Genomic DNA, 14,523 nt, shown 5'->3' on the forward strand with positions numbered 1-14,523 from the left:
GATTATCTGCGCGATCTCCGCGCCCAAGCTAGTTCAATTTGTTTCATTCGTGTCAGTGACTCTAACACTAGATTGCGCAAGTGTCGGCAAAAATCTTCCATAAATAAAGTAGCTTGTTGTGATTTTCGGATCAAAATTGCATCGATCACGAGCTTAATTAATTCAAGTGCTTCTTGGAGCTCTCTACGCGAAGTATTTAAGGTTAAAAAATAACTACGACGTATAGATGGCAACAGTTCGCGATAAAACTTCATTAAGTATGGGTTGGCTACCATATCTTGTTGCTTAGCTAAAAATTGAAATACACCATCGTAAAATTTTTCAGTATTACTTTGTTTAACTTGTTCAATTAAATATTGCAAAAGTTGCTGAAGCGCCTCAGCTTCATGATTACGCCAAGTTTCACTCATACGCTGGACGATCTGCCCTAACATAAGTGCACTCGTATCAAATAAAGCTCGCACTTGTTGGGCAGACATTTCTGACACAATTGCGCCGCGTCTTGGATAAATTTCAATTAAATGCGTGCGTTCAAGTAATAATAAAGCTTCACGTACCGAACCTCGACTCACGTCTAATTCTTTAGCGATACGCAATTCTTGTATACGTTCACCTTCGACCAATTCGCCACTAATAATCTGTTCACTTATATGTCTGGCTATTTGCTCTGAAAGGCTGTCCACTTCTTCCAATTGCATAATATTCCTATTTATTTTTTTTACTCATACTTCATCAAGCATGATGCTATATTATTGTTTTTATACCAATAGCATCATACTGGCTATGTCTTTGTCTGACAATTTATCAAATTTTTAAGTCAATACACATCATTATTTTCGAGAATGATTTGACATATTTTTCTCAAAATACGCCTTGATAAACAAAATAAATCCCTACAGTTGTAAGCAAAGATGCAAAACATTTTTTCAACATCGCTGCTGACAGTTTATGTGCAACTTTTGCTCCTACTTTTGCGGTGATAAAACTCATTACACTAATGCCAATGAATGCATAAACATGAACATATCCAATGGCATTTTCGATTTCAGCAGGTGCTTTTTGTCCGTAGAACATAAATCCAAATGCACCTGCTAAAGCAATCGGCAGTCCACATGCAGCAGATGTTGCAACAGCTTTTTGCATCACCACCCCATGATGATTTAAATAAGGTACGGTTAAACTTCCTCCACCGATCCCAAAAATTGCTGAAGCCACCCCAATTCCACTTCCCGCAGCCAATTGAGCAGGTACAGAAGGTAGTTGCTTAGATTGATCGACCACCACATTAGCACCACGGAACATACGGTATGCAACCCAAATTGCGAAACAACCGATAATCAATTGCAGCATTGGTCCAGAGATAATACTGGCCAATCCAGCACCAAAAAATGAACCCAGTACCAAACCTGGCGCTAAATTTTTAAATACTGACCATAGCACTGCACCTTTTTTATGATGTGCCATAACTGAGCTAATCGATGTGACCACAATCGTAGCCAATGATGTTCCAAGCGCCATGTGCATAATGACAGTTGGGTCATAACCCATTTGGGTAAATACAATAAATAAAATGGGTACGATGATTAATCCACCGCCCACGCCAAACAACCCTGCAGTAAAACCAGCGATTGCACCAATAGCTAAATATATGATTAACTCCATAAATCTTTTACTCTTCTCAGATTCAACATGGATTTAGAGACTCGCCACCTCAGTCAGCTTTTAACTGAAGCTCAACAACTTCCAGAAGTTTTACTGTTAAAACAGAGCACCACTTCAACCAATGATGAAGTACGCGCACTCATCAAAAAAGGTGTACAGGGTATTCTTGTATGCAGTGAGACTCAAACTCAGGGACGTGGACAACATCAACGACAATGGGTTTCCCCAGTCGGGAATATTTATTTAAGCACATTGCTAGAAACCAAAACACCCTTAGATGGTCGACTATCCCTTGAGATCGCACTTAATATTTTGCAAATTCCTTCATTTAAGTCATTGGATCATTTACAAATCAAATGGCCAAATGACCTTTATAGTGCGCAAGGCAAATGGGGTGGCATTTTGGTAGAGCCTGTAACCCCACATCAGGCGATTGTTGGTGTTGGTATTAATTTATTGCCTGTTTCTGATGCAGCAATCGAACAGCAAACCACATCAATCATGCAATTGGGTTTAGCTCATCCAAATCGAATTAAGATTATTTCAGAGCTTTATCTCGCAATCATGCAAGCTGGACAATGGTTTGAGCATGGAAGTTATAACCTCTCGGGACGTTTCAATCACTATGCTGCTTTTATGAATCAGACTGTAGAGTTTGAGCAAGTGAATAAAACAGTACAAGGTATCTTTAAAGGTATTGGAGATGATGGTCGAATTAATATTTTGACTGAACAAGGTTTAATCGGTTTGTATCAAGGGCGTTTACGCTTAAAAAAATAAAGAAAAGATAGGTCAGCGAATACATGATGAAACGTCTTTGGTTAGATATAGGCAATACGCGTTTAAAATATTGGATCACGGAAGGTGAGCAAATCTTGGAGCATGTGGCGGAGCTTCATCTACAATCTCCTGCGGACTTGATGTTGGGTCTCATCCAACACTTTAAATCTCAAAATTTATCAGAAGTCGGTATCTCATCTGTTCAAGACAAGAAGAATAACGACCGTATACTCAAAATTTTAAAACTGCTAGATATCCCAATTGTCGTTGCTAAAGTTCATCAAGAATATGCAGGACTTCAATGCGGATATACAGAACCGAATCAATTGGGTATCGATCGTTGGCTACAAGTTCTAGCGGTCGTCACCGATCCTCAAGAGAAATATTGCGTGATCAGTTGTGGAACGGCCTTAACGATTGATTTAGCAGATGGATTTAAACATTTAGGTGGATATATCGTACCAAATCTCTATCTACAGAGAGATTCACTTATTCAAAATACCAAAGGGATCAAAATCCCTGATGCTGCATTTGATGAGTTAAGTCCTGGGCAAAATACATTGGATGCTGTTCATCATGGTATTTTATTGGGATTGGTCAGTATGATCGAAAAAGTTTTAACAACATCACCAAGAAAATTAATTCTTACTGGTGGAGATGCTGCACTCTTTGCTCAATATTTACAATCTTATCACCCGCAAATTGAAACAGATTTATTATTAAAGGGCTTACAACGCTATCTTGCTGTCGCGCAGCACATTTAAGTTTTAATATAGTATAAGTAATTTTTACCAAACTTTGAGTGATGAATTAAAGCTTTTATAAGATCAAGCAGTGGTAGTGTATAGAAATATTAACCAGTTATCGGATTGTCCCTTTTAAACATTTTAAAACATATCCCATTTTTATATTTTTAAATGTGAAAACTACATGGGGATATAATTATGCATAAACATTTATTAGCATTAATATTAATGGGGCTTGGGTCTACTTGGGTTTATGCTGCATCTGCGACAGGATATCATAGTGATAATAGAACATCCGCATGTTCGAACGCTAAGAATGATGCGTCGAAATGGGGTTATAACGTTTCAAGTTACTGTGACTGCTCACAGACTGAATATGGTGGATGGGTTTGCGCAGTTGATTATGATGAAAAGACATACAGTAACTCATCCAATAACAGCTATTCAAATCGTTCTAATTCTAATTCAAGTTATAATTCAACACCGAGAAACTACCAGTATAACTCATCACCTAGTGGAAACTACAATCAAATGACAGTACCACAAAGAAGACCATACGTATTAGGCGGTATGCAGTAATTAATGCTTCGTTTTAAAAAATGTTAATTTTGAAAATAAAGCTATGATTTTTAATTATAAAGTCATAGCTCTATTTCTAATTTAGGCAATAAATTAATTATTTTTTTATTTTTGAAATCTAGTTAACGAAAATTTTCCAAACCCATTGAAATATATTTTCTTCAAACTTTGGAAATAAACGACATAGCCCTATACAATTGTTGAGAGCATTGAAGTCCATGATCAAAACTAAACGCTTATCTTTAGAGCAGAAATCAATATGTGGGTGACATCACGTTGAACTCGTCAGTGAGAGCTTATAGCTTCTGAATTAATCTCGAATAATCTCAGCCCAGACCTCAGGCAATGCCGTACAACCTTCTGAATCAATAAAATGGCCTTGATGTTCAGCAGCAACGACATGTGCATCAATACTTTCAGCTTGCTGGAAACTAAATTTAGGCAGAACGCGCTCGTCACCTTCAGAATAAATGACCACGCGATCATGAACTTGGTCACGAATGAGTTCAAAATCTATATCAGCAGTATCAATAAATGGATTGACTTGCTCAAGCCGCCCTAAACGTCCATTGAAACCAGCAACTAGAATTAATTTTTTGATTTTTTGGTTTAAAAGCACTTGGCTTAAGTAATGTAAAGTTGCAATACACCCGAGACTGTGAGCAACAAAAATTGTTTGATCATCAATTTGAGCTATTTGCTCTTTCATTTGTTGTTCCCACGTTCCTAATTGTGGCGTCTCAGAAGGATCTAATCTCAATACTTTTAATGGAATACCATACTGATCAGCTTGTTGTTGTATCCATGGAAACCAATTTTCTTCAGGGCTTGCCGTATATCCATGCACAACATAAACCTGTGTCATTTTCTTGCACTCTTGACTGTATTCTCAACATCATGAATTGATTATTTTTTAAACTAAATAGTAAGTTTGCAAAATTATGTAGCATGAAAAAAGGCGCCACAGCGCCTTTTTAATTTTTGGGAATTATTTTGGATCTTTTCCACCGAATAACGGACCAACGCCACCGCCGCCACCAAATTTCTTTTGCATACCGCTTAATGATTTCATCATTTTCGCCATACCCGATGGATTCGCAAATTTTTTCATCATTTTTGCCATTTGGGCATGTTGTTTGATCAGCTTATTGACTTCAGCAACATCCATACCACAACCTGCTGCGATACGTTTTTTACGGCTTGGATTCATCAAGTCAGGATTGCGACGCTCTTTGATGGTCATCGATTGAATAATCGCTTCCATTTTCTTCACTTGCTTTTCAGGATTTGCTTGAGCAATCGCATCCTGAATTCCTGAGTTACTCATGCCAGGCAACTTGTCTAAGAAGCCCATCATACCGCCCATTTTATTCATTTGTTCAAACTGCATCAGCATATCTTCAAAGTTGAAGCTGCCGCCTTTTTGCAGTTTTTTCGCCATTTTTTCAGCTTTTTCTTTGTCGACTTTACGTTCAAGCTCTTCAACCAAAGAAAGCACATCACCCATACCTAAGATACGTTGTGCTACACGCTCAGGATGGAATGGTTCAAGGGCATCGAGTTTCTCCCCCATCCCCAAGAATTTAATAGGCTTACCAGTAATTGCACGAACAGAAAGTGCTGCACCACCACGCGCATCACCATCAGTTTTTGTAAGAATCACACCGGTTAAAGGCAATGCATCATTGAATGCTTTTGCTGTATTTGCAGCATCCTGACCGGTCATTGCATCTACAACGAACAGTGTTTCTGTAGGATTAATCGCTGCATGCAATTCTTTAATTTCGCCCATCATATCGTCATCGATATGTAAACGACCTGCAGTATCGACAATCAATACATCCGCAAATTGAATTTTGGCTTGTTCAATTGCTCGGTTTGCAATCGTAATTGGCTTTTCATCAGCACTTGATTCAAAGAAAATCGCGCCGACTTCACCTGCTACAGTTTGGAGTTGCTTAATCGCTGCAGGACGATAGACGTCGGCAGAAACCATTGCGACTTTTTTCTTTTGTCGCTCTTGTAAAAAACGAGCTAATTTTGCAGCAGTCGTCGTTTTACCTGCACCTTGTAAACCAGCCAATAAAACAACAACGGGAGGCTTTGCAGCAAGATCAAGACTTTCATTTGCCTCACCCATCATTTTGGTGAGTTCATCATGAACAATTTTGACGAATGCTTGGCCTGGAGATAACTGTGACATCACCTCTTGACCTAATGCCTCTTCCTTAACTTTCGCGATAAATTCACGAGTTACAGGAAGTGCAACATCGGCTTCAAGAAGTGCCATACGCACTTCACGTAACGTATCTTTAATATTGTCTTCGGTCAGTTGCCCAGAGCCAGTAACATTTCTTAAACTCTGCGTGAGTCGTTCTGTTAAGGTATCAAACATTGCAAAATCCGCTTAAAATGGTTGTTGCAAAAAAATCTTTCTTAAAATAGAAAATTTATGCATAAGATGCTATAGGATACTGTAGTTCGTTTGGAATTTATATCTTATTAGATGAATATTCAGCATCCATAAAAAGGTTTGACATGATTAGCCTCCCTTTGGTTTACACAATTTTAGCATTGATCGCCTATACCACTGCCTTTTGGTATTTATTTACCCATTTAATGACTAAACGTGTCCCTAATCATTGGTTTATCAGTCTCGTAGCTGGATTAGGCTTGATCTTGCATGCTGTCGTCTTATTGATAGATATGAAAACGCCTTTCGGCATTAACTATAATGTTTTTAATCTCCTTTCATTTACTTCAGCACTCATGCTGTTATTGAGCCTGCTTTATAGCACTTATCGACCTGTACTTGCGCTAAATCTGATTGGAATACCAGTAGCTGCATTGGGTTTAATTTTAGGCTATTCCCTGAGCCAGCCTATACTTACACTTAAACAGAACACGTTTGGACTTGATGTCCATATTATTTTGTCACTCTCAGCTTATGCAGTGCTATTAATGGCAACAATTCACGCAGTTTTGTTGTGGTTACAAGATCGTGAGTTAAAAAACAAACAGAAACATCGTGTTTGGGTAAATCTATTACCCTCCTATCAAGCAATGGAATCTCTGTTATTCGATATGCTTGTTACAGGTTTCATTTTATTAAGTACTGCACTTATCTTCGGCTTTTTTACGATTGATGATTTTTTTGCACAACATTTGGCACATAAAACAGCGTTTAGTATTGTCTCTTGGTTTGTTTACGGTGCGCTTTTATTTGGACATTATCGTTTTGGTTGGCGCGGTCAAAAAGCGAGACGCTTTACTATTATTGGTTTTATTTTACTTGCAATAGGCTTTATTGGATCAAAATTTGTATTAGAAATGATTCTAGGAAAATAACAATTGTGTGATTTAAATCACAATAAATAATAATTAAATAAATATCACATCATATTAAATTTTATACATTTTAAATACATTTAAAATATAGGGAAATAAATTTTAAGTATAAATAAAATTTTCATATTAAAAATAGTAATAAAAATCAATTACTTAAAATAAAAACTACATTAAACCTTTATGATGATTTAATAAATAATAGTTAATATTATTTGAATTATTTAATTAATTAATATTAATAGTCTGTTCATCGCTTAATACCCCCCATTAGTCTCCTATAAGTTGTTATTATTTAGGTTAGTAACTAATGTTACAGTTAGTAAATGGATATTTTTGATGATTATTTTGGGGTATGTATGAAATTGCAAAAAGGTTTTACCTTAATCGAATTAATGATCGTCATCATTATTGTTGCAATCTTGGCCGCAATTGCAGTACCTAGTTATCAAAACTACGTCACCAAAGCAAAAATCAAAGAAGCTCAATCGAATTTAATCGCACTTTCATTAGGTGCTGAAAATGCATATCAAAGAACACTAAACTACCCTAAAGAAACCTTATCAAATACCAACGCAGTAAAAACTAAATTTACAACTTGGAATCCAAGTTCTGATTCATTTAATTTTACGTACACTTCATCAGATGGTGTGAATTATGCGGTTCAGGCAATAGGAACTGAAGCAAGAGTTTTAGGTTGTACATTAACACTCAAAAATGATGGAACTCGTACCGTGGCCGGTTGTGGTTCATATACTGACTGGGTGAAATAATATGCAAAATACTGGTTATAGAAAACAACTTGGTTTCACGCTGATCGAACTAATGATTACGATCGTTGTACTGGCTATTTTGTTATTTGTAGGTACTTCTTTAACCAGAGCTTGGGTAGATCAAAGTCATGTTGATGGAGCGCTAGCAGGTATTAAAAATGCGACTTATCAAGCCCGTTCTGCAGCAATTCGAAACACGAATAATCAAGAGTCTTCACTTGCAGCAGCATCTGTTTGTATAGATAAAACCCATCAAGAAATTAGAGTGATTCGAGTTGCTAAGGACAATACAGATGCGTGTTCAACAAGTGACGGCAACTCGCCTGACCAAAACTATATCCTTCAAAAAATCCCCTATGCATCGAATGTATTTTTCAAAGTAAATAATACAGAGTTTTATTGTCTATCTTTTAACTCGAATGGGATGTTGGTTGCTGCAAGTTCAGCATCAGCAACGTGCAATTCAAATTTAAATTTAACCGTTACAGTTGAGAAGAATAATGAATCAGCAAACATTCAAATCAACTAATCAACGTGGTTTCACATTGTTGGAGTCTCTTGTTGGTTTACTTATATTCTCGATTATTGTTTTTGGTAGCGGTTTAGCAATCAGCAAAATGTTGAACACGCAACGATATATGAACATTGACAATATAGTGATAAACGAACTGCAAAATCGCTTACAAACCATCACTATATCTACTGATTCAACTGATGTTTGTGCTTCATTCAATAACCAATCTACCGAAAGTAAATCGTTCACATTAAATGGTAATACCTACTACATTTATTGCAATTTGAATTCTGAAAATATTAGTGAAACGAGCGGTGTCGCAGGTACAAAAATTACATGGCCTGTATTAGCTGCGAGTACAAATCAATCTAATGCCAAGACCTGCGCTGAAGACAGTATGGAAGGCTTAGATTGTTATCGAGTCGGGAGATAAATCATGAGTCAAAAAGGATTTACGCTCGTTGAGTTGATGGTTGGATTAGTCATTGCAATGTTATGCATGCTAATGATGCTCATGCTTTTTAAACAGACGACTCAAATTGGTATTAGTTCTTCTCGTGATTCGGAATACGATGCTCAAATACGAACAGCATTATCAGTTGCACAGAAGCTCGTTCAAAATGCAGGCTATGGTTCAGGAAAAACATCAGATATTGCTGTAGGAGTGGACACTCAAAATTTACCTGCTGTTTTCTGGCGAATGAATCCAGATCCTGTAACAAGCTTAATGTCTGCAAATACAACGATTAATTACAACTGTGAAGCATTAACTCAAGAAAAAGAAGGTGATACATATCGCTTAATCTTTCTTAAAAAGAATAACTGTGGGTCTGAAGCAGTATTAAATATAGAAACTTTTAGCCAACCTGATGAAAAACAGCATATTGTTTCCTTTAAGACCTTAGAAACAGGCACCGTTTTTAACTTTGTATTAACACCGGGAAATTGTACACCTTTTGGAATTGATAAAAACAACTCCAAAGGTACGCGCCAACTGACGATTACTGCTAATCGTCAATACGCAGATGAAATGCAAAATTCAAACATTGGTCAAACAGTGAGTAATACCGTTTGTCTTAATAACATTGTTAACCTTTAAGAGCGAGATTAAAGATGAATAGTTTAAGAAAGCAGCAAGGCATGGCCACTATTCTTTTGGTCTTGCTCATCGGGCTTACAGTGATGATCATAACATCGACTGTTGCAAAATCACTCATCTCCAACAAAGAAGCAAATGTTGCTGCGCATGCACAAACCAACGTACAACTCATGGGATGGTCAGGTGTTAGTGCCTTTCGTGAATATTTATTAAAAAAATATAAGGATACCGATATTAACGACTTTCGCCAAAGCTTATTAAATACAGGTGAAATTCAGCTTTTAAATGATGATACCAACCAACGTTATGTCACGGTTGAAGTAAAAGATGTAAAAGGTTGCAATGGTTTAACCAATAACCCAGATGGTTCTACTGGAACCAAATGTATTGTCATCGCAAATATTCTGTCGAAAAGTGGGTCAGCTCAATCAGCTACTACGATACAAGCAATCTATGACCTTGCAGCAGACCTGATTAAGTACAAGAGTGTTATTAATTTCACTGGTCAAACATTTATGTCTGGCACTACCATTTCCGGCGAAGATCCAACTAAACCAGATGAGTATGTCGAACTGAATGTCGATGGTGGCAGCCTGTCCTTACAAGCTGGTTTCAAAATCAAAAATATCAAAAACTTAACTATTAACGTTAAGAAAGACAAAGATGGTAAAGGTGGAAATGTCTATATTGATTGTTTAATTGATGCCTGTGGTACAAGAAATGGGGCTGTAATTAACATCAATGCTGAGGGCTATGTTCACATTATTAACGGCGGAAATTTTGGCAATATTTCATCTGGTGAGTGGGTTAAACTGTTAACCAATGTCAAAGCAGAAAATATTAAAGCAATTGGTGATGTCACACTTTCTCTTGGTTCTAAAGCTCAAAATATTTCCACTGACGGAAATATTAGCCTTACAGAAGGTGGCTATGCTGCAAACTTGCATACCAATAAAGATGTAACACTACGCACGAATGTTGAAGTGTCTTCTATCACCACACACCAAGGGAATGTCAATATTTCCGTTTCTAGTAAAGTCAACGGAAATGTCATGGCAGGTGGCAACGTAACAATGATCGGAACTAGTGTTGTTACGGGTGATATTACATCAGGCGGGAAAGTTAATATTTCTAGTAGTGACGTTAAGGGCAGTGTAAGAGCCAAAGAATTTATTGACCTTGATACCTTCTCCAAAATTGAACAATCGGCCTATGCTCACAATCAGTCGAAACAAGGGATTGGCGTGTACAAGGCTGGAGTCCGCTTAAGTACAAGTTGGATTGGTGGAAATGTGTATTCTAACGGTCCATTACGCTTATTAGATGGTCTTATTGCTGAAGACGTAAAAGGTGATGTCTATCTTGCCAACTTTAGTACTTCAAATCAGAATGGTGTAGTTGAAGGATTTAAGAATGCAATTAGTGGAAAAATTTATGAAAAACTCACAAGCATCCCTCAGCTCAGTACTTTTCCAGATATTCCTAAATACGATATTTCTGAAACCATAGCCAGTATTCAAGAAGCAATTCAAAATATGACGTTTGAAACCAGAGTCGATGTTCGTCAATATCGAAATGATGCAAACTATATTTTCGTACGTGAATATGGCGCTGCTCGCGTATATTTAAATCATCTTCGCAATGAGAGCTCTAGAATCACTTACATGTATGAATATGACGCTACTAATAATATTCACAAACAGTTTGCTGTAGATACTTCAGGAAATAAAACTCAAATCATGAAAATTGACCCTGAGAACTCAAACTCAGGCTCACGAGGTTTCTATTTAGGGAAATACACCTTGAATAGCAAAGATTATGTCGGTGCTATTTGTGAAACTATTCATGAAGAACAGGTCATGACCAATAGTTTAGGGCTACGTACTGAGCATAAGAGCGGTTATTGTACGAGCCAAATTATTGGATATCTTCCACGGGTCAGCTTAGACTTCAATGGTCTTGATGGTAAAGATCGTTATATATTTGGCTGGCCTAAAGATTATGACTATACATTACCAGACACTTGGTATATTCGTTCAATGGATACATCTACATTCGATAACGCAAGTTTTGCTCCAGGTATTCTGTATTTCGAAGGTAAATTAATTATTTCTGGTAAAGCGAATCTTGCGGCGGATAGTACTGATTCTGTATTCACCAATACTTTCCTTGCTGAAGGTGATATTGATGCGATTGCGATGTCTCCTCGCATTTATTCGCCTCGTAATATTACGCGAAATCCAAATGCAACAGATGCCTTAATTTGTTCACGAAACTTAGGCACTACGTCTAATACTAAGTTTAGTGTTAGTCCACCTGCAACAACACCTGCAACTTTATCGAACAAATTCTTGACGCCAGTGAATTTGTGCCAAGATGCGAATACGATGTATAAAAATACCAATAGATTACCTAACGGTACGCTTGATACAGTGACTATTGATAATAAAGAAATAACAAAGTTAGAACTTGGTTTAGTTGCCTTGATGTCTAATCAAGTTGTGCGTATTGGTGCATGTGCACAAATTTATGGTGACGTATTAGCAAGAAGTAATGTTGAAGGTAGTGCAGCATGTGGTATCGGTGAAAAAAATGGAATCTTTGGTAATATCAGCTCTCAAGGTGTCCCACCGTATACTAGTGTTCAACAACACAATACAATGGGTGCTGGTACAAATATTTATATTCCCAAAAATGAATATAAAAATTTAAATAAAGTTGATGATGTGAATGCCAATGATTTCATCGCCATTAAAAATGCAGACCTACAATGGGCTAAATATCAATAATTGGAAGCGAAAAGCCCAAACATAAGTTTGGGCTTTTTTTTGTGTGAAATTTCTGACTAGACAAGCTATACAAAACACCGTATAACACCGTTTTTCCCATATTCAGGTGACCAAGTGAAACTCGTTTTAGCACCCATGGAAGGTTTAACTGATCCCATCATGCGTGATGTTCTCACACATGTCGGCAGCTTCGACTGGTGTGTAACTGAGTTTATCCGTGTCACTGATTCTGTCCTTCCAGATCACATCTATCATTCTTACTGTCCCGAATTATTGAACGATGGCAAAACAGCAGCAGGAACACCCGTTCATGTTCAATTTTTAGGGAATAATCCAACCATGTTGGCTGCAAATGCCGTTCGAGCGGTGGAGTTAGGTGCACCTGCAATTGATATGAATTTTGGCTGTCCAGCTAAAACAGTAAACAGGCATCGAGGTGGTTCTGTATTATTGGATGAACCTGAAACAGTGTATCAACTGGTTAAAGCTGTACGTGATGCAGTGCCTGCTGAAATACCAGTTTCAGCAAAAATGCGTTTAGGTTATATGGATCGTAATTTCACCCTAGAAAATGCACATGCGATAGAAGATGCTGGTGCCGCTTGGGTTACCGTTCATGCACGAACAAAAGCAGATGGCTACACCCCACCCGCCTTTTGGGATCAACTTCAACCCATTCGTCATGCGCTTAGCATTAATGTGATAGCCAATGGTGAAATCTGGAATAACCAAGATGCGCGCCAGTGTTTACTAGAGTCAGGTTGTGAAGATCTAATGATTGGTCGTGCAGCAGTGACAACACCCGATGTCACACAATGCATCCGACAAAATAAAGACGAAGCGATATTACAATGGAGCGATTTAATTACACTCCAAATTCGCTTCTTAAATGGTTCTTATAAAAAAGAAATGAATATGGTCGGACGTTATAAGCAATGGCTAGGTATGATGTCTAAACATTATCCTGAAGCAAAACTGTTATGGGATGAGGTGAAACGTCTGAAACAAGTAGATGAAATCATTGCTAAGCTCAATCATTTTCAAAACATTATGCCAACTGTCTAATTTCTAAATTCTAGAATGAATAACTCCGAACTTCACCTTGAAAATTCAGACAGTCTTGAACGCGAGTGCGTTGAACTTCAGACAGTTGCTCTAGACTATACCATGCATATTCCGTATGTTCCTCAGAGAGTTGAATTTGGGCGTTATTTTCAATCATGCATCTAAATATAAAGGTGTGTGAGTTTACATGTGCGTGATAGTAGACCCCTGATAAATATTGGATGCTTACATCACAACCTATTTCTTCTTTACATTCTCTGAGCAAAGCTTGATGTATGGTTTCACCTTGATCTAAACCACCACCTGGCAACCCCCAACTGTAATTGGCATAGTTTGCTTTCAGTAATAAGACTTGTCCCTCTGGGTTGGTGATCACCGCATGAGAACTCAAACGATAAAAATCATAAAATCCCATGACACGTCTCCAGAATTTAACTCATTCATGAAAGATAACACTGTTTAAGCCCATCTAAATGCTCAAGATAAGCTAAACCACAAGCCTTAATTTTGATTTATCCTTCAAGATGATAGCCTTTCCCGTTGCTAAGTCTACAGGCATAGAAATATGTTGGTGTACCATCACCCATTGTTCATTGGTTTTTTGTAGACATAATGTTGTACGACACCAAGGCATTTGCAACTGACCTTTTAAGGCTTTATGTTCCACTTTAGAGTGACAATGTAATACAACCAAATGATCACTCGCATGCACTTTTACATCACGGCGAGTGATTTGCATTCCATCGAAGAAATAGGGACTAAATTTTTGCCATTCTTTTCGATAAGCTTCAGCTCCCTCAAGTTGGGTGCTGACATCAAACATACTTACATTTTGCGCACATTGTTCGATTAACGCATCAACATTATTACCCACTAATGCTGAATCCCATTCTTTTAATTGCGCTAATACTTCATGAGCAGCAACAACATTACCCTCAATCTGAATAGACATGATGTGACCTTATTGTTATTAGTGTGATGAAGTTAACACTTTTAAAGAAAAACTGTAATGTTATTTTGTGCCAAGCAAAGAAATTTTTATTCTAATTTGTATCTAAAATTCAATTTAAATTGATAAAAAACAACCATTATTTATTAAAACTTATCATTATGATCAAATTAAAACCAACGACGAGTTATTATCACATAAAAAAATTGGCCCCAGTTTCAC

16 protein-coding genes are annotated in these 14,523 nt (G+C 37.3%); 10 read left to right on the plus strand and 6 right to left on the minus strand.

Features of this window, described 5'->3' with window-relative positions; all coding sequences use genetic code 11:
* Positions 1–2 precede the first annotated feature (2 nt).
* Both BMW42_RS09720 and BMW42_RS09725 read right to left on the minus strand, forming a co-directional pair.
* Positions 3–698: a GntR family transcriptional regulator gene (locus BMW42_RS09720; protein WP_035269253.1), complete on the minus strand. Its 696-nt coding sequence runs from the start codon at positions 696–698 to the stop codon at positions 3–5.
* Between the two features lie 163 nt (positions 699–861).
* Positions 862–1,662, minus strand: a complete 801-nt coding sequence (locus BMW42_RS09725; protein ID WP_092767467.1) for a sulfite exporter TauE/SafE family protein — start codon at positions 1,660–1,662, stop codon at positions 862–864.
* Positions 1,663–1,689: 27 nt separating this feature from the next.
* On the opposite strand from BMW42_RS09725, the gene BMW42_RS09730 reads away from it, so the two are divergent.
* The 3 genes from BMW42_RS09730 (at position 1,690) to BMW42_RS09740 (ending at position 3,767) form a co-directional block, all read left to right on the plus strand.
* Positions 1,690–2,442, plus strand: coding sequence for a biotin--[acetyl-CoA-carboxylase] ligase (locus BMW42_RS09730; protein WP_092767469.1), 753 nt, complete (start codon positions 1,690–1,692; stop codon positions 2,440–2,442).
* A gap of 26 nt (positions 2,443–2,468) precedes the next feature.
* Positions 2,469–3,206: a type III pantothenate kinase gene (locus BMW42_RS09735; protein WP_092767659.1), complete on the plus strand. Its 738-nt coding sequence runs from the start codon at positions 2,469–2,471 to the stop codon at positions 3,204–3,206.
* 180 nt (positions 3,207–3,386) lie between these two features.
* Positions 3,387–3,767, plus strand: coding sequence for a hypothetical protein (locus BMW42_RS09740; protein WP_143047409.1), 381 nt, complete (start codon positions 3,387–3,389; stop codon positions 3,765–3,767).
* 310 nt (positions 3,768–4,077) lie between these two features.
* Here the strand turns inward: BMW42_RS09740 and BMW42_RS09745 are convergent, their stop codons facing one another.
* Together BMW42_RS09745 and ffh are read right to left on the minus strand one after the other, a co-directional pair.
* Positions 4,078–4,632: an RBBP9/YdeN family alpha/beta hydrolase gene (locus tag BMW42_RS09745; protein WP_092767473.1), complete on the minus strand. Its 555-nt coding sequence runs from the start codon at positions 4,630–4,632 to the stop codon at positions 4,078–4,080.
* Positions 4,633–4,755: 123 nt separating this feature from the next.
* Entirely contained in the window at positions 4,756–6,162 is a 1,407-nt protein-coding gene (gene ffh, locus BMW42_RS09750) for a signal recognition particle protein (RefSeq protein WP_035269264.1), read from the minus strand.
* Positions 6,163–6,305: 143 nt separating this feature from the next.
* On the opposite strand from ffh, the gene BMW42_RS09755 reads away from it, so the two are divergent.
* The 7 genes from BMW42_RS09755 (at position 6,306) to BMW42_RS09785 (ending at position 13,352) form a co-directional block, all read left to right on the plus strand.
* Entirely contained in the window at positions 6,306–7,115 is an 810-nt protein-coding gene (locus BMW42_RS09755) for a cytochrome C assembly family protein (protein WP_092767475.1), read from the plus strand.
* A gap of 356 nt (positions 7,116–7,471) precedes the next feature.
* Positions 7,472–7,885, plus strand: a complete 414-nt coding sequence (locus BMW42_RS09760; protein ID WP_143047410.1) for a type IV pilin protein — start codon at positions 7,472–7,474, stop codon at positions 7,883–7,885.
* 1 nt (position 7,886) lies between these two features.
* Positions 7,887–8,414, plus strand: a complete 528-nt coding sequence (locus tag BMW42_RS09765; protein WP_092767479.1) for a pilus assembly FimT family protein — start codon at positions 7,887–7,889, stop codon at positions 8,412–8,414.
* Positions 8,386–8,832 (plus strand): PulJ/GspJ family protein, encoded by a 447-nt coding sequence (locus BMW42_RS09770; protein WP_092767481.1) that lies wholly within the window; start codon positions 8,386–8,388, stop codon positions 8,830–8,832. Before BMW42_RS09765 ends, BMW42_RS09770 begins: the two co-directional genes overlap by 29 nt.
* A gap of 3 nt (positions 8,833–8,835) precedes the next feature.
* On the plus strand, positions 8,836–9,498 hold the full coding sequence (locus BMW42_RS09775) for a PilW family protein (RefSeq protein WP_092767483.1): 663 nt from the start codon (positions 8,836–8,838) through the stop codon (positions 9,496–9,498).
* Between the two features lie 41 nt (positions 9,499–9,539).
* On the plus strand, positions 9,540–12,287 hold the full coding sequence (locus BMW42_RS09780) for a polymer-forming cytoskeletal protein (RefSeq protein WP_143047411.1): 2,748 nt from the start codon (positions 9,540–9,542) through the stop codon (positions 12,285–12,287).
* Positions 12,288–12,401: 114 nt separating this feature from the next.
* The gene (locus BMW42_RS09785; RefSeq protein ID WP_213032613.1) at positions 12,402–13,352 is read left to right on the plus strand and encodes a tRNA dihydrouridine synthase; all 951 of its coding nucleotides are present in this window, start codon (positions 12,402–12,404) and stop codon (positions 13,350–13,352) included.
* A 10-nt stretch (positions 13,353–13,362) separates the two neighbouring features.
* Here the strand turns inward: BMW42_RS09785 and BMW42_RS09790 are convergent, their stop codons facing one another.
* Both BMW42_RS09790 and BMW42_RS09795 read right to left on the minus strand, forming a co-directional pair.
* Complete coding sequence (locus tag BMW42_RS09790) at positions 13,363–13,767, minus strand: NUDIX hydrolase (RefSeq protein ID WP_092767487.1); 405 nt, start codon at positions 13,765–13,767, stop codon at positions 13,363–13,365.
* Between the two features lie 72 nt (positions 13,768–13,839).
* The gene (locus BMW42_RS09795; RefSeq protein ID WP_092767489.1) at positions 13,840–14,304 is read right to left on the minus strand and encodes a YybH family protein; all 465 of its coding nucleotides are present in this window, start codon (positions 14,302–14,304) and stop codon (positions 13,840–13,842) included.
* Positions 14,305–14,523 lie beyond the last annotated feature (219 nt).

The sequence above is a fragment of the Acinetobacter sp. DSM 11652 genome, assembly GCF_900109815.1.
Taxonomy (GTDB): domain Bacteria; phylum Pseudomonadota; class Gammaproteobacteria; order Pseudomonadales; family Moraxellaceae; genus Acinetobacter.